The 19,339-nt window shown below is 65.7% G+C and carries 15 protein-coding genes; 6 read left to right on the forward strand and 9 right to left on the reverse strand.

What is annotated here, in order from left to right; translation table 11 throughout:
* Positions 1-31 precede the first annotated feature (31 nt).
* From E3T47_RS13615 to guaB1, 6 genes are all read right to left on the reverse strand, one after another.
* Positions 32-2,830 carry a cation-translocating P-type ATPase gene (locus tag E3T47_RS13615; protein WP_134556597.1) on the reverse strand — a complete coding sequence of 933 codons (2,799 nt, stop codon included), beginning with the start codon at positions 2,828-2,830 and terminating at the stop codon, positions 32-34.
* Entirely contained in the window at positions 2,827-4,065 is a 1,239-nt protein-coding gene (locus E3T47_RS13620; protein WP_198416640.1) for a glycosyltransferase 87 family protein, read from the reverse strand. The genes E3T47_RS13615 and E3T47_RS13620 overlap by 4 nt, the downstream gene beginning before the upstream one ends.
* A gap of 162 nt (positions 4,066-4,227) precedes the next feature.
* Positions 4,228-5,103, reverse strand: coding sequence for an ADP-dependent NAD(P)H-hydrate dehydratase (locus E3T47_RS13625; RefSeq protein WP_134556598.1), 876 nt, complete (start codon positions 5,101-5,103; stop codon positions 4,228-4,230).
* Between the two features lie 133 nt (positions 5,104-5,236).
* Entirely contained in the window at positions 5,237-6,307 is a 1,071-nt protein-coding gene (locus tag E3T47_RS13630; protein ID WP_134556599.1) for a hemolysin family protein, read from the reverse strand.
* On the reverse strand, positions 6,304-7,641 hold the full coding sequence (locus tag E3T47_RS13635; protein ID WP_134556628.1) for a hemolysin family protein: 1,338 nt from the start codon (positions 7,639-7,641) through the stop codon (positions 6,304-6,306). Before E3T47_RS13635 ends, E3T47_RS13630 begins: the two co-directional genes overlap by 4 nt.
* Positions 7,642-7,827: 186 nt before the next feature.
* Positions 7,828-9,267, reverse strand: a complete 1,440-nt coding sequence (gene guaB1, locus E3T47_RS13640; protein ID WP_134556600.1) for a GMP reductase — start codon at positions 9,265-9,267, stop codon at positions 7,828-7,830.
* Between the two features lie 181 nt (positions 9,268-9,448).
* On the opposite strand from guaB1, the gene E3T47_RS13645 reads away from it, so the two are divergent.
* Both E3T47_RS13645 and E3T47_RS13650 read left to right on the forward strand, forming a co-directional pair.
* Complete coding sequence (locus tag E3T47_RS13645; RefSeq protein ID WP_134556629.1) at positions 9,449-13,177, forward strand: multifunctional oxoglutarate decarboxylase/oxoglutarate dehydrogenase thiamine pyrophosphate-binding subunit/dihydrolipoyllysine-residue succinyltransferase subunit; 3,729 nt, start codon at positions 9,449-9,451, stop codon at positions 13,175-13,177.
* Between the two features lie 163 nt (positions 13,178-13,340).
* Complete coding sequence (locus E3T47_RS13650; protein WP_134556601.1) at positions 13,341-14,123, forward strand: VOC family protein; 783 nt, start codon at positions 13,341-13,343, stop codon at positions 14,121-14,123.
* A gap of 22 nt (positions 14,124-14,145) precedes the next feature.
* Here the strand turns inward: E3T47_RS13650 and E3T47_RS13655 are convergent, their stop codons facing one another.
* Both E3T47_RS13655 and E3T47_RS13660 read right to left on the reverse strand, forming a co-directional pair.
* Positions 14,146-14,388 carry a zf-HC2 domain-containing protein gene (locus tag E3T47_RS13655; protein WP_134556602.1) on the reverse strand — a complete coding sequence of 81 codons (243 nt, stop codon included), beginning with the start codon at positions 14,386-14,388 and terminating at the stop codon, positions 14,146-14,148.
* Entirely contained in the window at positions 14,385-15,065 is a 681-nt protein-coding gene (locus E3T47_RS13660; protein WP_134556630.1) for a sigma-70 family RNA polymerase sigma factor, read from the reverse strand. Before E3T47_RS13660 ends, E3T47_RS13655 begins: the two co-directional genes overlap by 4 nt.
* Before the next feature lie 105 nt (positions 15,066-15,170).
* On the opposite strand from E3T47_RS13660, the gene aroA reads away from it, so the two are divergent.
* Genes aroA through bcp form a run of 3 tightly spaced genes read left to right on the forward strand, consistent with a single transcriptional unit; the run spans position 15,171 to position 18,246 of the window.
* Positions 15,171-16,532, forward strand: coding sequence for a 3-phosphoshikimate 1-carboxyvinyltransferase (gene aroA, locus E3T47_RS13665; RefSeq protein ID WP_134556603.1), 1,362 nt, complete (start codon positions 15,171-15,173; stop codon positions 16,530-16,532).
* Complete coding sequence (rsgA, locus tag E3T47_RS13670) at positions 16,533-17,729, forward strand: ribosome small subunit-dependent GTPase A (RefSeq protein WP_134556604.1); 1,197 nt, start codon at positions 16,533-16,535, stop codon at positions 17,727-17,729. It begins immediately after the preceding gene.
* 37 nt (positions 17,730-17,766) lie between these two features.
* Positions 17,767-18,246, forward strand: a complete 480-nt coding sequence (bcp, locus tag E3T47_RS13675; protein WP_134556605.1) for a thioredoxin-dependent thiol peroxidase — start codon at positions 17,767-17,769, stop codon at positions 18,244-18,246.
* A gap of 66 nt (positions 18,247-18,312) precedes the next feature.
* On the opposite strand, the gene E3T47_RS13680 is transcribed toward bcp, so the two are convergent.
* Entirely contained in the window at positions 18,313-18,762 is a 450-nt protein-coding gene (locus E3T47_RS13680; protein ID WP_134556606.1) for a hypothetical protein, read from the reverse strand.
* A 193-nt stretch (positions 18,763-18,955) separates the two neighbouring features.
* On the opposite strand from E3T47_RS13680, the gene E3T47_RS13685 reads away from it, so the two are divergent.
* The gene (locus E3T47_RS13685) at positions 18,956-19,204 is read left to right on the forward strand and encodes a WhiB family transcriptional regulator (protein ID WP_035837005.1); all 249 of its coding nucleotides are present in this window, start codon (positions 18,956-18,958) and stop codon (positions 19,202-19,204) included.
* The last annotated feature ends 135 nt before the right edge of the window (positions 19,205-19,339 follow it).

Below are 19,339 nucleotides of genomic sequence, written 5' to 3' on the forward strand. Positions count from 1 at the left end.
TTGATGACCTGAACTTTACTAGTGACCAGTTTTACTCGGCCGGGCCGAGCCGGCGGCGGCGGCCGAACGACCGCACGATGACCTTACCTATTTCCTCGACGCCGAGGGCGGAAGACCCCACCAGGACCGCCAAACCCCATTGGGGTGCGGTCAGTGCGGTGGTGTCGAAGAGCCCCTGCAGAACCTCGAGTTGCACCACGCAGATCTGCAGGATGATGACGGCGACCAGTGCCACCCAGATGCTCCGGTTCGTCAAGGTCTGGATCGAGAATACGGAGTTCGTGTCGGAACGCACGTTGAGCAGGTTGAAGACCTGGTAGAACACAAACGTGGTAAACGCCAGAGTGCTGGCAAAAGCAGCGTCAGTGGCGCTGTCCGGAAACAGGTATGGAGCACAGGTCAGGACGGCGATGGTACCAGCGGCCATGACGATACCCAACCCGAGGATCCGGAGGAGCCGGCGACCGGTCAGCAGCCGTTCATTCGCCGGGCGAGGCTGTTTCTGCATCGTGCCCGGTTCCGGCGAATCTACGCCGAGGGCGAGGGCGGGCGGGCCGTCCATGATGATGTTGACCCAGAGAATCTGCAGAGCGGTGAACGGCGCCCCACCGGCCAGCCCGGTGATACCCGCGATCAGGAAGATGAGAACAAACCCCCATGCTGTAGTGAGCTGGAATCTCACGAACTTCAGGATGTTGGCGTAGATTCCGCGGCCTTCCCTGACCGCGGACACGATGGTGGCAAAGTTGTCGTCCGTGAGGATCATATTCGCTGCACCCTTGGATACATCCGTGCCGGTAATGCCCATGGCAATACCGATGTCAGCCTGTTTCAGGGCTGGAGCATCGTTGACACCGTCCCCGGTCATGGCCACGATATTGCCCTTCATTTGCAAAGCCTTGACCATTCGCATTTTGTGTGTGGGAGTGACCCGAGCCAGCACTCCGTATCCGGCAGCGCGTCTACTCAGCTCGCCGTCGTCCAGTTCGTCCAGGTCGAGGCCGGACGCGGCGTCGCCGGAGATTCCTAAATCCTTTGCGATGGCGGAAGCCGTGACCAGGTGGTCTCCCGTGATCATATGCACTTGGATGCCGGCTCCACGCGCCACGGCAATGGCCTGGGCAGCCTCGGCACGGGGAGGATCAACGATTCCCACGATTGCGTAGATCGTCAAACCGGTGACCAGCGCTTGCAACGATTTCTCGTCGTCCGGGAGAACCGTGTCCAGTCGCCGCCCAGCGATCATGAGTGTGCGCAGGCCGTCTCCGGCCAGGTCGTGGATGGCATCGTGGATACGTCGACGATGCTCATCGGTGAGCGGCTGGATACCGTCCGCGGTGAGTACCGAGTCGGTCAGCTGCATCAGCGCGACGGGGGCCCCTTTGGCCAGACACCGGTAGACCGTCACCGGCGCGGAGAGGTTCGAATGCGGCTTCATCACCGCCAGCCGATGGAAGGTAGCCATGTATTTGTACTCTGAATCAAAAGGAATCTCAGCCACGCGCGGATAATCTCGCCGGGCTCCGGCGACGTCGAGACCGCCCTTTTCGGCCAATACGGCCAGCGCCCCCTCCGTCGGATCTCCCACGAGACGACCGTCACCGATGACGGCATCGTTGCAGAGAGCCATCGTCAGTAGTGCCTCGGTCAAATCCGGCACCGGCAAGGTCTCCGGGATCAGGATTTCTCCGTCGGTGGAATAACCCGTGCCGGTGACCCGAAAGTCATGTCCATGAATGTGCAGGCGGAGCGCAGTCATCTCGTTCATGGTCAGCGTGCCGGTTTTGTCCGTGGCGATATGGGTCACGCTGCCCAAAGTTTCCACCGCCGAGAGCTGCTTGAGGATTGCTCCCCTGCCGGCCAGCCGCACGGCGCCCATCGCCAGGGTGAAGGCCACGACCGCCGTGAGTCCCTCCGGAATGGTCGCCACGGCCAGCGACACCGAGGTGATCAACAAATCGGACCACGACTGCCCACGCAGCAAACCCAGTATGAAGACAACAGAGACCACGATCAGGGCCACCACGGTCAGCTGTTTTGCCAACTGGTCGATCCGTCGTTGGAGAGGCGTGCGTTCGGCTTTCACCTCACCGATCAAAGCCGCAATTGCGCCGACCTCCGTTCGCATTCCGGTAGCGGTGACGACCATGGTCGCCCGGCCGCGGGTGACTTCGGTGTTCATGAAGAGCATATTGTCACGGTCGCCAATGGGCAGGTTCAGAGCCGCGAGTGGCTTCGTCGACTTGGCGACGGGTTCGGATTCTCCGGTCAGCGTGGCCTCGGCCACTTGTAACCGCGATTCTTCGATGATTCGACCATCGGCCGGAATGGAGTCCCCGGCATCCAGCAGCACGATGTCTCCCGGCACCAGCGCACGCCGGGGTACTTCGAGCTCGATACCGTTCCGGCGAACCACCGCCGTACCCGCAGACATGATTCGCAGCGCCTGGAGGCTGTTTTCGGCCCGTCGTTCCTGCAGATAATTCAAGGCCGTATTCAGGATGATCACGACCAGGATCACAGCGGGCGTCTCCCATTCCCGTGACACAGCGGCGCTCACCGCCGCCGCGATCACCAGCACGAGCGTCATCTTCTCCGCCAGCAGCCCGATGATCTTGCGCCAAGCCGGTACCTTCCTCGGTTCGAGGAGAAGATTGGGTCCATATTCTTCCTGTCGGGCCTCGACCGACGCGTTCGGCAGACCGGCGGCAGGTTCCACGTCCAGCCGTGCGGCGACGACCGAGGCGGAGAGGGTGTGCCACGCCACCAGTGGGACCGGAGACTCTGTACCGGCACCGGGAGCGTCTGACGGGTGGGATTTCACACTCATAGCAACGCTCCTGAAGTCGAGCGGTATAGTTCCCGGAGCGCCCAGCCGAGCAGCACGAATTCCAGCAGGTTGCGCCCGGTCAGCACGAGCACCATCAACGGGTGCGCCGAAATCACCCAGTCGTACAGGGAGGGGTAGACCACCTGGGTGAGCGCGGCGAGCGCAAGGCCGAGCAGCGCGGGCGTGCGCCACGCCCGACCGTTCAGCACGAGTCCCAGAATAATCGGTGCGGCGAGCCAGCTGATGAACTGCGGCGATCCCACCTTGTTGAACGCGATCAGGGCCACCGTCAGCGCGAGGGTCAATGGCGGCAGTACGGCCAGGGCGCCGACCCCCCGATGCTGGGCGCGCATACCGAGCAGCAGCACGCCGGCGGCGGCGAGCGCCAGCAGCGGGGTCATTGCGGCGCTCAGGGCGGTGACCCCGGCGCCAGCCACCTGAAAGGTGAGAATCTGCTGGTCATAGTAGATGAAACTTCCCGGCACGCCGAATGCGGCCTGCCAGAGCCACGGCACGGCGACGGGCGATTCGATCTGGATCCCCCGACCCTCCTGCTCGCCCACGAAACTCAGCACGTGCACGCTGCTCCCTCGGCTGAGGCTGAGCGCCGCGGCCACCCCGATAACCGTCGCGCTGACCGCGACGGCGACTCCGAGCATCCGCCAGCGCAGTTTCGACGTGACGAACAGCGCGGCGAGCGCGGCGACCGGCCAGATCTTGATCCAGGTGGCGATCGTGAGAAGCACTGTTCCCCAGAGGGGTTTGGTGCGCAGCCAGAGCAGGGCGACAATGCACAGCGGCACCGAGACCGCGTCGATGCGCACCAGCGCAATCGGGCCGAGCAGGGCCAGGAAGGCGAGCCACCACCAGGCCGCGGTTCGGTGTGAGCGCGTCAGCACGACGAATGCGCCGATGTTCAGCCCGATTACCAGTAGGTACCAGGTGGCAAGGTAGGACGGCCCGCCGAGGGCGAATGCACTCAGAATGGGAATGAGGGCGAGCACCGGGTAGACGAAATCCTCGGTGATGCCGACGATACCGCCCGCCGCCGCAGTTTCGGCCCAGTCTCGGTAGACGACCTCGACGTCGCCGAGCGGATACCCCGGCCCGAACAGGGCCACAGCGATAAGCAGCAGGTGCACGAGCGCGAAAGTCGACCACAGCGCGGCGAGTGGATGCCGCAGCACCGTTCGCGCAGGCCCGGTTCTGGCCGCGCTCTCATTGTGAATTCGCACGCTTTTACCTTTGCACAACAGGGCGCCTCGCGCGCCGTCCGTCGCTCGAGCAGATCAGACAGTGCAGGCAGGTCAGGTCGGGCCAGGCAGGCAGGTCGGGCCGGGCAGGCAGGCAGGTCGGGCCGGGCAGGGCAGGGCAGGGCAGGGCAGGGCAGGCCGGGCCTACCTGGTCGGGCGGGGCCCCGGATCGATCCCGTGATCGAGGAACGCGGCGACCGCCCGCGGCACGGCATCGGCAATGTCCAGGGCCGCTATCGGGCCACCGGCCGAGGCCAGCTGAGCGGCTTCGGCGTGGAGGAGCGCGGCGGTCGCGGCGAGTGGGGCGAGGGAGGTCACATCCGCTTCGAGCTGGTCGGAATGCGTGGCGAGGAGCGCCCCGAGAATGCCGCCGAGCACATCGCCCGATCCGGCCGTCGCCAGCCAGGCCGGCCCGATCGAGACGGTCAAGCGGGCGCCCGACGGCGAGGCAACGTGGGTGACGGCGCCCTTCAGCAGCACCGTCACGTCGAACAGTCGGGCCGCGCGAACAGCCCACTCCCCCGGGTTCGCCGCGATCTGCGAAGCGGAGCCTGGCTTTGCTTCGTCGGCGAGCATCGCCGCGAGCTCACCGGCGTGCGGGGTAATCACGGTCGGGCCGATCGCGCGCGATACTAGGTCGAGGGCGCCCGCGTCGATGACGGTGGGCAAGCCCTCGGCGAGGGCCGCTTCAAGGGCGGTCGTGACTGCATCCGTTCTCGTGGTGGCGTTGATGCCGGAGCCGAGCAGCCAGGCTTGCACGCGGCCGGGCACGGTCACGATCTCGGGGCGGCGCTGCAGCACGAGGGTGGCGGCGCGGCGCGGACCGCGGTAGCGCACCATGCCGAGACCCGTGCGCACGGCCGCTTCGACGCCGAGCACGGCGGCGCCCGGGTAGTCCTTGGAGCCGGTGCGCACGCCGAGCACGCCGCGGGAATATTTGTCGTCGCCGGCTTGGGGCCGGGAGATCCAGTCGCGGGCCTGTTCGGCCTCCCATTCGAGCCAGCCGCGCGGTTTCACCATTCCTCCACGATAGGTCGTTTCAGACCTGGGCGCGGCCTCCGACTTTCGCGAGTGCGCCCAATCTCGGTGGTCGCTACGGTAACCGTACGAGCGAGCACCCAGCCGGGCGCGGCCTCGTTCAGTAGCAGTGGGGCTACTCGCGGCGGGTGGCGTCCTGCACTTCGCCGACGAGTTCCTCGATGATGTCCTCCAGGAACAGCACCCCGGTGGTCTCTCCCTCGGCGGTGAACGACCGGGCCAGGTGCGCCCCCGAGCGACGCATGGTCGCCAGGGCGTCCTCGAGGTCGGTATCTTCGAAGATCGAGATTAAGGCCCGAACGCGTTTGGCCGGGATCTGCCCCGCGTAACTGTCCGGCGCCGCCAGCGTTGCAGCACCGGCCGAGGCGATATCGAGGTCGAGCACATCCTTCAGATGCACATACCCGGTGAGGTACCCCTCGGCGTCGGCGAGCACGTAGCGGGAGAACCCGTGGCGAGTAACGGCCTTCTCCACATCGGCCGGCGTGGCCGACTCCGGCAGGCTGACCAGTTTGCCGAGGCTCACGGCCACGTCGCGCACCTTGAGGTTGGTGAACTCGAATGCCGCGCTGAGGGCGCCGGTCCCGTCGCTCAACACACCCTCTCGGGTGGACTGGGTGACAATCGTGGCGACCTCATCGAGCGTGTAAGCGCTCGTCGCCTCGTTCTTCGGCTGCACTCCGAACAGGCGGAGCACCCCGTTGGCGCAGGCGTTGAGGGTGACGATGAGGGGCTTGAAGACACGGGCGACAAACACGAGCGGTGGCGCGAGCAGCAGCACAGCGCGGTCCGGCACGGAGAACGACAGGTTCTTCGGCACCATTTCACCGAACACGACGTGCAGGTAGGAGACCAGCAGCAACGCGACAATGAACGCGATGGTGCCGATCACGCCGTCGGGCAGGCCGGTCAGCCCCAACGGCACCTCGAGCAGGTGGTGGATCGCCGGCTCGGACACGTTCAGAATGAGCAGCGAGCACACCGTGATGCCCAGCTGGGAGGTCGCGAGCATGAGCGTCGCGTGTTCCATCGCCCACAGCGCGGTCTTGGCGCTGCGTTTACCGGCCTCGGCGAGGGGTTCGATCTGGGAGCGGCGGGCCGAGATAACGGCGAATTCCGCCCCGACGAAGAAGGCGTTGGCGGCGAGGAGCACGACCAACCAGGCAAGTCCGGCCCAGTCGCTCATCTGTCGCTCACCTTCCTGCGATCGGTCTTGGTCCCTACACTCAGAACGGGCTCCGTAACGGCTTCGGGGGTGAAGCGCAGCCGGTCGATGCGGCGGCCCTCGAGCCGCTCGACGGTGAGGAATCCGCCTCCCACCGGCACTCGGTCACCGATCACCGGGAGTCGGCCCAGCTCGCTCATGACGAAACCAGCCACCGTCTCGTACGGACCCTGCTCCGGCACGACGACGCTGGTACGTTCGAGCAGTTCATCGGGACGCAGCATGCCGGGAAAGGTCAGCGAGTCTGGGGAACGCACCACGCCGGCACGAGCCCGGTCGTGCTCGTCAGCGACCTCACCGACGAGCTCTTCAACGAGGTCTTCGAGGGTGACGACGCCCGCAGTGCCGCCGTACTCGTCGACGACGATCGCCATCTGATAGCCCCGGCCGCGCAGTTCACCGAGCAAATCGTCGAGTTTCATCGTCTCGGGCACGCGAACCGGATCGGTCTGCAGGGCCGACACCGGGACATCCGCTCTTCGGGTGCGGGGCACGGCCACCGCCTGCTTCACGTGCACGATGCCCACGACGTCGTCGACGCTTTCGTCGACGACCGGAAAGCGCGAATAACCGGTGGCGCGGGTGAGGTCGATGACGGCCTGCGCCGAATCGGTGCGGTGGATGCTCGCGACGCGCGGCCTGGGCGTCATGACGTCGGAGGCTGTGTGACCGGAGAACAGCAGTGTGCGATGCAGCAGGGTCGCGGTGTCTTTTTCGAGCAGTCCGGCGCTGGCCGACCGACGCACGAGCGAGGAGAGTTCTTCGGCGGTGCGGGCGCCGGAGATTTCTTCTTTCGGTTCGATGCCGATGGCGCGCAGCAGGCCGTTGGCGCTGTTGTTCAAGACCAGCACGGCCGGTTTGAACACGGTCGTGAACACGGTCTGGAACGGGATCACCAGGCGCGCGGTCTGGATCGGCAGGGCGAGGGCGAAGTTCTTCGGGACCAGTTCGCCGATGACCATCGATACCAGGGTCGCCATCACGATGGCGATCGTGCTGCCGAACACCGGAACGAGGTCGACGGGCAGGCCGACCGAGGTGAGAGGGCCGCGCAGTAGCGACGACAGAGCCGGTTCGATCGTGTACCCGGTGAGCAGCGTGGTGAGGGTGATGCCCAGCTGCGCGCTTGACAGGTGCGTCGATGTGATCTTCAGCGCGGAGATGGTGAGTGCGAGGCGAGTTTCCCCACGATCGCGTCGAGCTTCGAGGTCGGCGCGGTCGAGATTCACCAGAGCGAACTCGCTGGCGACGAAGAGGCCCGTTCCGACGGTGAGGATAAGGCCGAACCCGAGCATGACCAGCTCAGACAAGAAGTTCACCGCCAGCGACTACGGGCGAGGGCCGATCTGATAAACAAAGGTGTTCAAGAGATGAAAATTCAGCGGTGGGAGGGTCATCCATTATTCCCCCGAGTATACCGGGAGCACCTGTCCGCGCGCCCGTTACCCAGCGGATGCGGCCCCCGCGAAATACCGCCGGCGCTACCAGGAGACTGGCAGCGCCTTGCCCTCCTCATAACCGGCCGCCGATTGGATGCCCACGAGCGCCATCTCATGAAAATCGGCGACGGTGGTGGCCCCGGCGTAGGTGAACGAGGAGCGCACCCCCGAGGTGATCATGTCGAGCAGGTCCTCGATCGACGGCCGCAGCGGATCGAGGTAGATCTTCGAGCTCGAGATTCCCTCCGCGAACAGGGTCTTGCGGGCGAGTTCGTAGGCGTCGAGGCGCTCAAACCGCGCCTGAACGGCCTTGGTCGAGGCCATTCCCCAGCTTTCCTTGTAGAGCGCGCCGCGGGCATCCGTATTGAGTGTGCCGGGCGCTTCGGCCGTTCCGGCGAACCAGGAACCGATCATGACGGATGCCGCGCCAGCGGCCAGTGCCAGCGCCACGTCCCGCGGGTAGCGCACTCCGCCGTCGGCCCAGACGTGGGCGCCGAGTTCGCGGGCCGCGGTGGCCGTTTCGAGTACGGCCGAGAACTGGGGCCGACCGACGGCGGTCATCATGCGCGTGGTGCACATGGCACCGGGGCCGACTCCGACCTTGACAATGGTGGCGCCGGCGCCGACCAGGTCGCGCACGGCGTCCTTGGTCACGACGTTGCCGGCCACAATCGGCAGCCCAAGGTTCAGGTCGGCGACGATGCCGAGCGCGCGCAGCATTCCGGCCTGGTGGCCGTGTGCGGTATCGATCACCAGAATGTCGACGCCGGCCGCGGCGAGCGCGCGCGCTTTCGCAGCGACGTCGCCGTTGATGCCGATCGCCGCCGCGACCTTGAGCCGCCCGTGCTTGTCGAGGGCGGGCTGGTAGAGGGTGGAGCGCAGGGCGCTCTTGCGGCTGAGCGTTCCGACGACGACGCCGTGGTGCAGCACCGGGGCGAAGTCGATGTCGGCCTCGGCCATCAGGTCGAATGCGCGGCGCGGTCCGTCGACGTCATCGGCGTCGAGGGCGGTCAGCTCACCGTGCAGCAGGTCGCCGAGGCGAGCGTCGGGGAGGGCGGTCGCCAGGCGACTCGCGACGATGCAGCCGAGGTAGTCCCCACCGCTGGAGTGGATGACGATTCCCTGCCCTGGAACGGCCGGAACCTGCCGCAAAGCCAACTCGACGGTGTCGTCCGGCGCGAACACGAACGGCGTGTCGAAACGAACCGACTGATCCTTTACCCAGCGGATTGCCGCATCCAGGTCTTGCAGGTGCATGTCCTGCGGCAGCACCCCGAGTCCGCCTCGCCGGGCGAGCGAGGCCGCCAGTCGCGGCCCCGTGACCGAGTTCATGTTCGCCGACACGATGGGGATAGTGGCACCGGTGCCGTCATTCGGTGCCAGTGAGACATCCAAGCGACTGGTGACGGCCGATTGGCCGGGAACCAGAAACACGTCGGAGTAAGTCAAATCATGGCGGGGCGTCGTTCCATAGAACTGCATATCAAGAACGCTAGCCGTTCATCAGGGTGTTTATGGTCGTGCGGGATGGGATTAGGCTAGATGGCAGACTGACCTGGCGGTCAAGATCGTCAGCGTCATGCTCAATGAAAGCGCAGATTGACCCGGCGATGGACTATGCCGAGGGCATCCAAATTCAAAGCAGAGAGTGGGCGATCCCACGGTGTCAAGCCAGGTAACCGGTGGAGCTTCTGACGAGACAACGTCGGGCGAATTCGGAGCAAACGAGTGGCTCGTTGACGAACTGTACGAACGATTTTTGATCGACAGGCAGTCGGTGGATGAATCGTGGTGGCCGGTGCTTGAGAGTTACCACCAGACCGCGAACACCCCGGCAGCTGCCCCGGCACCCGCGCCGGCACCCGCGCCGCTAGCACCCGCCCCGGCACCCGCAGCACCGGTCACCGAGAACCAGCCGACCGCCCGCACCACCTCGAGTGCGCCGAAGCCGGCCCCGGTACCCGCCGACGCTCCCGTCACGAGCCCGCTGGCCGTCGTCGTCGACGAATCCGCGCCGGTCAAGCAAGACAAGGTCTCGCCGCTGCGCGGCATGGCCAAGTCGCTCGCGACCAACATGGTCTCCAGCCTGACCGTACCGACCGCCACAAGCGTGCGCACCATTCCAGCCAAGCTGCTCATCGACAACCGCATCGTCATGAACAACCACATGAAGCGGGCTCGCGGCGGCAAGGTCTCGTTCACCCACCTGATCGGGTGGGCGCTGATTCGCGCGCTCAAGATGTTCCCCAGCCAGAACGTGTACTACGACGAGGTCGACGGCAAGCCGTCCGTCGTCGCCCCCGCCCACGTCGGTATGGGCCTGGCCATCGACATGCCCAAGCCCGACGGCACCCGCGCCCTGCTCGTTCCGGCGATCAAGCGTGCCGACACGATGACCTTCGGCGAGTACCTCGCCGCCTACGAAGACCTCGTCACCCGGGCCCGCCAGAACAAGCTCACCGCCGACGACTTCGCCGGTGCGACCCTGTCGCTGACCAACCCGGGCGGCATCGGCACCGTGCACTCGGTGCCGCGACTCATGAAGGGCCAGGGCTGCATCATCGGCGCCGGCGCCCTCGACTACCCGGCCGAATTTCAGGGCTCGAGCGTCAAGACGCTCACCGGCCTGGCCATCTCGAAGACCATCACCCTCACAAGCACCTACGACCACCGCGTCATCCAGGGCGCCGGTTCGGGCGAGTTCCTCAAGATCGTGCACGAACTGCTGATCGGCCAGCACAACTTCTACGAGGAGATCTTCTCGGCGTTGCGCATTCCGTACGACCCGATCCATTGGGCACCGGACATCAGCGTCGACCTCGCGAGCGCCGTCGACAAGACCGCTCGCGTGCAGGAACTGATCAACTCGTTCCGCGTGCGCGGCCACCTGATGGCCGACATCGACCCGCTCGAGTACTCGCAGCGCAGTCATCCCGACCTCGACATCGCCACCCACGGACTCACCTTCTGGGACCTCGACCGCTCCTTCGTGACCGGCGGTTTCGGTTCCCAGCGCCAGATGCTGTTGCGCGACATCCTCGGTGTGCTGCGTGACTCCTACTGCCGCACGACGGGCATCGAGTACATGCACATACAGGACCCGGCCCAGCGTAAGTGGGTGCAGGAGAAGATCGAGAAGTCCTACGTCAAGCCCACGCACCACGAGCAGATGCGCATTCTTGGCAAGCTCAACGAGGCCGAAGCCTTCGAGACGTTCCTGCAGACCAAGTACGTCGGGCAGAAGCGGTTCAGCCTCGAGGGCGGCGAGTGCACCATTCCGCTGCTCGACACCATTTTGCAGGGCGCTGCCGAGCAGGGCCTCGACGAGGTCGCGATCGGAATGGCCCACCGCGGCCGCCTGAACGTGCTTACCAATATTGCCGGCAAGACCTACGGCGAGATCTTCCGCGAGTTCGAGGGAACGCAGGACCCGCGCACCGTGCACGGTTCCGGCGACGTGAAGTACCACCTTGGCACCACGGGCATGTATCGCGGTGAAGACGGTGCCGAGATTCCGGTGTCGCTGGCTGCCAACCCGTCCCACCTTGAGGCTGGCGACGGCGTACTCGAGGGTATCGTGCGGGCCAAGCAGGACCGCAAGCCGATCGGCACCTTCTCCACTCTGCCGATCCTCATCCATGGCGACGCCGCGATGGCCGGCCAGGGCGTCGTGCTGGAAACCCTGCAGATGTCCCAGCTGCGCGGCTACCGCACCGGCGGGACCGTGCACATCGTCGTCAACAACCAGCTCGGCTTCACGACCCTTCCCCAGGATGCCCGCACCAGCGTCTACGCGACCGACGTCGCCAAGACCATCCAGGCACCCATCTTCCACGTCAACGGGGATGACCCTGAGGCCGTCGTGCGCGCCGGTGAACTCGCGTTCGCCTACCGCCAGGAGTTCAAGAAAGATGTCGTCGTCGACCTTATCTGCTACCGCCGTCGTGGCCACAACGAGGGTGACGACCCCTCGATGACGCAACCACTGATGTACAACCTGGTTGAGGCCAAGCGCAGCGTACGCAAGCTCTACACCGAGGCGCTCGTCGGTCGTGGTGACATTACCGAGGAAGAGTACGAAGGCGCCCACCGCGACTTCCAGGACCGCCTCGAGCGCGCCTTCATGGAGACGCATGCCGCGCAGACTGCGTCGATTCCGATCATCACTCCCGAGATGGCCGCCGCGGCCAAGGCCGAGTCTGAAGCGCAGGCCAGGGAGGACGCCGCGGGCGAGCCCGAGACGACCGGTGTTCCCGAAAGCGTCATCCAGCTCATCGGTGACGCGTTCAACAACAAGCCGGCCGGGTTCACCGTGCACAGCAAGCTACAGCAGCTGCTGCAGAAGCGCCTCGACATGAGCCGCAACGGCAACATCGACTGGAGCTTCGGCGAACTGCTCGCACTCGGCTCGCTGCTGATCGAGGGCACCCCGGTGCGCTTCGCCGGTCAGGATGCCCGACGCGGCACGTTCGTGCAGCGTCACGCGGTGCTGCACGACCGCGTGAACGGCCAGGAATGGCTGCCGCTGGCCAATCTGAAAGACAACCAGGCCCGATTCTGGATCTACGACTCCCTGCTAAGCGAATACGCCGCCATGGGCTTCGAGTACGGCTATTCAGTGGAACGCGCCGACGCCCTGGTGCTCTGGGAAGCTCAGTTCGGTGACTTCGCCAACGGCGCGCAGACCATCATCGACCAGTTCGTCTCGTCCGCCGAGCAGAAGTGGGGGCAGCGGTCATCCGTTGTGCTGCTGTTGCCGCACGGCTACGAGGGGCAGGGTCCCGACCACTCGTCGGCCCGCATTGAACGGTTCCTGCAGCTGTGTGCCGAAGAGAACATGACCGTGGCGCGCCCGTCGACTCCCGCGTCATACTTCCACCTGTTGCGCCGCCAGGCGTACATGCGCCCGCGTCGCCCGCTGATCGTGTTCACACCCAAGTCGATGCTGCGCTTGCGCGGCGCGACAAGCGCCGTGGCCGAACTCACGAGCGGTAAGTTCGAGACGGTCATCGACGATGCCCGAATCTCCGACAAGAGTGCGGTCAAGCGGGTTCTCTTCATGGCCGGCAAAATCTACTACGACCTGCTGAACGAACTCGAGAAAAACCCGAACCCCGAGATCGCCCTCGTGCGCGTCGAGCAGTACTATCCGCTGCCCGCCGTCGATTTGAAGAACGTGGCCGCCCAGTACCCGAACGCCGAACTGGCCTGGGTGCAGGACGAACCCGAGAACCAGGGCGCCTGGCCGTTCTTCTACCTGGAGACCAACAAGCTCGGCCCGCGCGCCATGCGTCTGTTCTCCCGTCCGGCTTCGGCCTCGCCGGCCGCGGGTTCGGCCAAGCGCCACGCGATCGAGCAGGCCAAGCTGCAACGCGAGGCTCTCACTCTCTAACGGTGACGGTGTGGCAATGGAGGGTGGCTCGCGTCACCCTCCATTGCTGTATCCGGGCCGGCAGGGCGGCATCCGTTTGCACGCGTGCGACGTGTACAGCAGCACGCGCGTTGCCAGGGCAGGCCGACGGTTCTAGGCTCGGGTCAACCCGAGGAGAAGACCCATGCCTATTCGCACTGAAAACCAGCTCGGGGAGCCGTGCTGGATCGACTTGATGACGAGCGACCCGGCTCGCTCGATCGCCTTCTACGCCGCCCTGCTCGGCTGGCGGGCCGTTGATACCGGAGCCGAATCGGGCCGGTACACGATGTTTTTCCACGGTGACGCCGCCGTCGCCGGTTTGACCGCACAGGACCCGTCGAGTGGAAACCGGGATTTTTGGACCACCTACCTCGCGAGCGAGAACGTCGCTGAGTCGGTTCGGGCCGCGACCGCTGCGGGAGCCGCCGTGCTCGTTCCGCCACAGACCGTGGGAAATCAGGGGCGGCTGGCTGTGCTGACCGACCCGGCCGGAGCGGCTGTCGGCGTGTGGGAAGCCGCCAGCCACAGTGGGTTCGGCGCCGATAACGAGATCGGCACGCCGGTATGGCACGAACTGATCACCCGAGACTTCGCCGGAGCGATCGCCTTCTACAAGGAGGTGTTCAATTGGGCCCCGGTTCCACTGAGCGACACGACCGATTTTCGGTATAGCACCTTCGGCCACGACGAAGCGATGACCGGCGGGGTCTACGACGCCGATGGCATGCTGCCGCCGGGCGTACCGTCACTTTGGCAGGTCTACCTCGGCGTCGCCGACGTGCGGGCGTCCGCAGTGAAAGTGCGCGAACTGGGCGGCACCGTGCTGCGGGAACCGTGGGACTCCGACTTCGGAACTTTCGCTCAACTAGCGGATGCGACCGGCGCGGCCTTCCTGCTGGGGCAGGTCGAGTCCGCGGCGTTCTGAGTCGTCAGTGCCGGCCTGGTCGTCAGTGCGAGGCCTGCAGGGCACGCAGCTTGAGCAGAACCTGATCGCGCAGGTCTTCTGGCGCGGTCTCCTTGCAGGCACGCTGCATCACATCGGTGAGGGTTCGCCCGATGAGGTGTTCGCTGCTGCAGTCCGGGCAGCTCGCGAGGTGCTCTTGGATGTCGGCCGCATCATCTTTGCGAAGTTCATTGTGCAGGTATTCTTCGAGTTCGGCCTTGGCCTTCTCGCAACCACAGTCGGTCATAAATCTGCGCTCCTGGATGTTTTCTGGACCTGGCCCGTACCCAGCCCGCGCTCGGCCGCGTAGCCGGCCAAAAGCTCGCGCAGGAGTCGCCGGCCACGGTGCAGGCGGCTCATGACGGTGCCAATGGGGGTTTTCATGATTTCGGCAATCTCCTGGTAGGAGAACCCTTCGACGTCGGCGAAGTACACGGCGAGTCGGAAGTCTTCGGGAATGGACTGCAGGGCGTCTTTGACGGCGCTGTCGGGAAGGTGGTCGATGGCCTCGGCCTCGGCCGAGCGCCCCGCCATTGCCGTCGTCGATTCGGCGCCGCCGAGTTGCCAGTCTTCGAGCTCATCAATCGTGCCCTGATAGGGCTCGCGCTGCTTCTTACGGTACGCGTTGATAAAGGTGTTGGTAAGGATGCGGTACAGCCACGCCTTGAGGTTGGTGCCCTGCTCGTACTGCGCGAACGCGGCGAAAGCCTTGACGAAGGTCTCTTGCACGAGGTCCTGCGCGTCGGAGGGATTGCGCGTCATGCGCATGGCCGCGGCATACAGCTGGTCGAGAAAAGGCAGCGCCTGCTCCTCGAACAACCCGCGGGTCAGCTCGCGCAGTTCGGCCTTAGTCGGCGCTCTGGGCGTGAGTTCCGGGTCGCTGCTCGACGAGTCTTTCGAGTTCACGGGCGTGTCTGAAGTCATCACGGACAATTCTAGGCTGTTACCCACAGCCGGGGGTCGTTCTAACAGCATTGACACCGCTACGGATCTCCCTCAGATTGTTATCACCGACTATTCTGATAACCGATGTTGATCTCGAGATATTCCAAGCCGGAGTTCGATCCGTACGGCGATAATTCACCGACCGAAGCGGATGCCTGGTGGCCGGCGCCCACCATGGACGCGCCCGTGCAGGCGGTTCTCGCTTTGCCGGGCTCGAAATCCCTGACCAACCGGGAGCTTGTCGCATCCGCTTTGGCGAGCGAACCGTCGCTGTTGCGGTCACCGCTGCACTCGCGCGACAGCGACCTGATGGTCGACGCGCTGCGCCAGCTCGGCGCCACGATTGAGGCCGTGGCCGGCACCGGCGCGTTCGGCGCCGACCTGCGCGTGACCCCGCCGGTCGAACTGCTCGGCTCCACCACGATCGACTGCGGCCTGGCCGGCACCGTTATGCGCTTTCTGCCGCCGCTCGCCGCCCTGGCCCTCGGACCGACGACGTTCGACGGCGATGCCGGTGCACGCCGACGCCCGATGGGTCCCATCATCGGGGCGCTGCGCGACCTCGGCGGCGACATCAATGACGATGGCAAGCGGGCCCTTCCGTTCACCGTGCACGGCCGAGGAGCGGTCACCGGCGGCGCCGTGACCATCGACGCCGGCACGTCCAGCCAGTTTGTCTCCGGGCTGCTGCTGGCCGGCGCACGGTTCGAGCAGGGGCTGCACCTCACCCACTCCGGCGAACGACTGCCCAGCCTGCCGCACATCGAGATGACCATCGAAGTGCTGCGCGCTCGCGGAGTCCTCGTGGCCACCCCGAAGGTCGGCGAATGGATCATCGAACCCGGTGAGCTCGCCGGGCGCACGGTCGACATCGAACCCGACCTCTCGAACGCCGCGCCCTTTCTCTGCGCCGCGCTCGTCGCCGGCGGCAGCGTCACGATCACCGGCTGGCCCGAGCACACTACGCAGGTCGGCGCCGACCTCGAGCACCTGCTGCCGCTGTTCGGTGCGACCGTCACCCGGGTCGGCGACCGCCTCACGGTCACCGGCGGCGAGCACATTCAGGGCGTCGAGCTCGACCTCTCCACCGGCGGGGAGCTCGCGTGCACGCTCGTAGCACTGGCTGCCCTGGCAGAAACGCCGAGCACGATCACCGGCATCGGGCACATTCGCCACCACGAGACCGATCGCCTCGCCGCACTGGCCACCGAGATCAACCGCCTCGGCGGTCGAGTCACCGAATTGCCCGACGGCCTGCAGATCGAGCCGGCCCCCCTGCACGCCGGCCAGTGGCTCAGCTATGACGACCACCGCATGGCCACGGCGGGCGCGCTGATCGGCCTGCGGGTGGCCGGTGTCGACGTGGAGAACATCGGCACGACCGCCAAGACCCTCCCCCAGTTTCCCGAGCTGTGGCACGCGATGATTACGGAAGCGGCGCTGTAGATGCCGGTGGAACCCCCGGCCGGAGACCCGGCGTTCGTGAACCGGGCCAGCGACGACCGTGATTGGCCGTCCGATTCGCGCGGCGCGGATGCCGGCACCAGGACCGACAAGGACACCGGAACGGGCACCGAGGATCTGGCCGGCGATCCCGGCGACACCTGGTGGGCCTCCGCCGAGGACGACGAGCCGGAGTTCGACGAGGCGAGCGTGCGCGTGCGTCCCGGCCGCAAGGGCAGTAAACCCCGTTCCAAGACCAGGCCGAGCCATCAGGACGCTTTGACCGGGCGGATCCTCTCGGTGGACCGCGGGCGCTACACGGTGATGCTCGACGAGAACCTATCTACCGAGCGGCGCATCACGACCGCCCGGGCAAGCGAGCTGCGCAAGCAGGCCGTCGTCAATGGCGACCGCGTCGACATCGTCGGCGATACCACCGGCGCCGAGGGGAGCCTGGCCCGCATCGTGCGCATCGTGCCGCGCGACACCCTGTTGCGGCGCAGCGCCGATGACACCGACGCGGTCGAGCGGGTGATCGTGGCCAATGCCGACCAGATGCTCATCGTCGTTGCGGCGGCCAACCCGGAGCCTCGCATCCGCTTGGTGGATCGGTATCTGGTCGCGGCCTACGACGCCGGCGTGAAGCCAATCCTGTGCATCACCAAGACCGACCTCGCCGACCCGGCCGCGTTCCTGGCCAACTTCGCTGGGCTCGACCTGCCCGTGTTCCAGAGCGGCGAGGGCGGCATGCCGATCGAAGCCATCTCAGCTGCCCTGGTCGGTCACGACACGGTCTTCGTTGGGCACTCAGGCGTCGGCAAGTCCACCCTCGTGAACGCGCTCGTGCCCGGCACCAACCGTGCCATCGGTGTCGTCAACACCGTCACCGGGCGCGGACGCCACACCTCGTCGTCGACGGTGTCGCTGCGCCTTCAAACGGATGCCGGCCGCGGCTGGGTCATCGACACTCCCGGCGTGCGGTCCTTCGGCCTGGGCCACATCAACACCGACAACATCCTCAAGGCGTTCACCGACCTCGCACGCGTGGCCGAGCGCTGCCCGCGTGGCTGCACCCATCTACCCGACTCGCCGGACTGCGCGATCATCGAGGCCGTCGAGGCGGATGAACTCGGCGAGACCGGTCGGGTGCGCCTGGATTCCTTGCAACGCCTGCTCGCGACGTTCGCCCCCGCCCGCTGACCCGGTTCGCTGGGCCTGCCGCAGATACGATGGAAGCATGACGGAATCAGCACGCCTTGCAGTCGGCGACACGGCCCCCCAATTCACCCTGACCGACCAGGATGGGGCATCCGTTTCACTGGCCGATTTCACGGGCAGCAAGGTCGTCGTCTATTTCTACCCGGCGGCGATGACCCCCGGTTGCACGACCCAGGCCTGCGACTTTCGGGACAACCTCGGGTCGCTCAAATCGGCCGGTTATCAGGTGCTCGGCCTGTCGAAGGATGCGACGGACAAGCTCAAGAAATTTCAGGAGCATGACGCCGTGAACTTTCCCCTGCTGAGTGACACCAATTTGGACGTGCACCGTGCCTACGGTGCCTGGGGCGAAAAGAACCTGTACGGCAAGATCGTGACCGGCGTGCTGCGGTCCACATTCGTGCTCGACGAGGCCGGCATCATCACTCACGCCCTCTACAACGTCAAGGCCACCGGCCACGTCGCGAGCCTGCGCAAGAAGCTCGGCGTCGACGCCTGAGGTTCGGCCCGATCGGCCCGTCAGCGCCCGCACAGGCTCTCTCGGCGCCGATCGGTACAGGGCTGGTCAGTCGGCTTCTGGCTCGGGTTCGTGACTGGTCGCGGCGACCACGCGCGGATTGAAGACCAACACGAGCACGATGATCGAGGGCAGCAGCAGCGCCCAGCCGACGTCGGGCCGGGCGTAGGACCCCTGAAAACAGCCGATGGCGATCATTATCTGCACGAGCTGCCAGGTGACGGCGGCACCGCGAATCCACGGACGTCGGCGCAGCGCCCCGACAGTGATCGCGCTGACCCACACGGCAGCGACCACGGTGAGTGCCACCAGGGCGAGTGACGCGCCCACCGAGTTCGGGGTTTCCACGAGTAATTCGAGCACCCACCAGGCGCTGAGGAACCACAGGGCGAGGGCCTCGATCGCGAGGAGCGCGATGAACACCCCCAACATGGGGGCGCGGCGAAGCGCCCGGAGGTCAATCCAGGCCGGACGCCCTGCACCAGAGCCGCTGTTCACAGCGAAAAGCCATACAAAACTATTGATTTGATACCTCTATTATGGGACGATATTTGAGGCCCGGTTGACGCTCACAGGGACGTGAGCTGTTTCAACGCGGTTATCGCGCAGATCCCACTTCCCTGCAACCGGCCATCACCCCTGAAACTCTGGCCAATCGGCCGTGCACTCATGTAATAAAAGGAGCATCCCTATGGACTGGCGCGATAAAGCTGCCTGCCTCACCGCCGACCCGGAACTTTTCTTTCCGGTCGGCAACACTGGACCCGCTGTGGACCAGATCGAAAAGGCAAAGTCGGTGTGCGCCCGATGCAACGTCACCGAGGTGTGCCTCCAGTACGCACTCGAGACCGGACAGGACTCCGGAGTCTGGGGCGGCCTGAGCGAAGACGAGCGCCGGGCGCTCAAACGCCGCGCTGCACGTGCCCGCCGCGCCTCCTAGCGAGCGCGCACAACGATAGAACGCGAGCCTGCGGCCATCCGGTATTCCGGAGGCCGCGGGCTCGTTTTTTTGTGCCCGCCAGCCAGGCCTCGCGACCGAGCGAAACCGCGTCCGCTCGCGGGCCCACCTTTAGAC

The sequence above is a fragment of the Cryobacterium ruanii genome (assembly GCF_004404055.1).
In the GTDB taxonomy this organism is placed as follows: domain Bacteria; phylum Actinomycetota; class Actinomycetes; order Actinomycetales; family Microbacteriaceae; genus Cryobacterium; species Cryobacterium ruanii.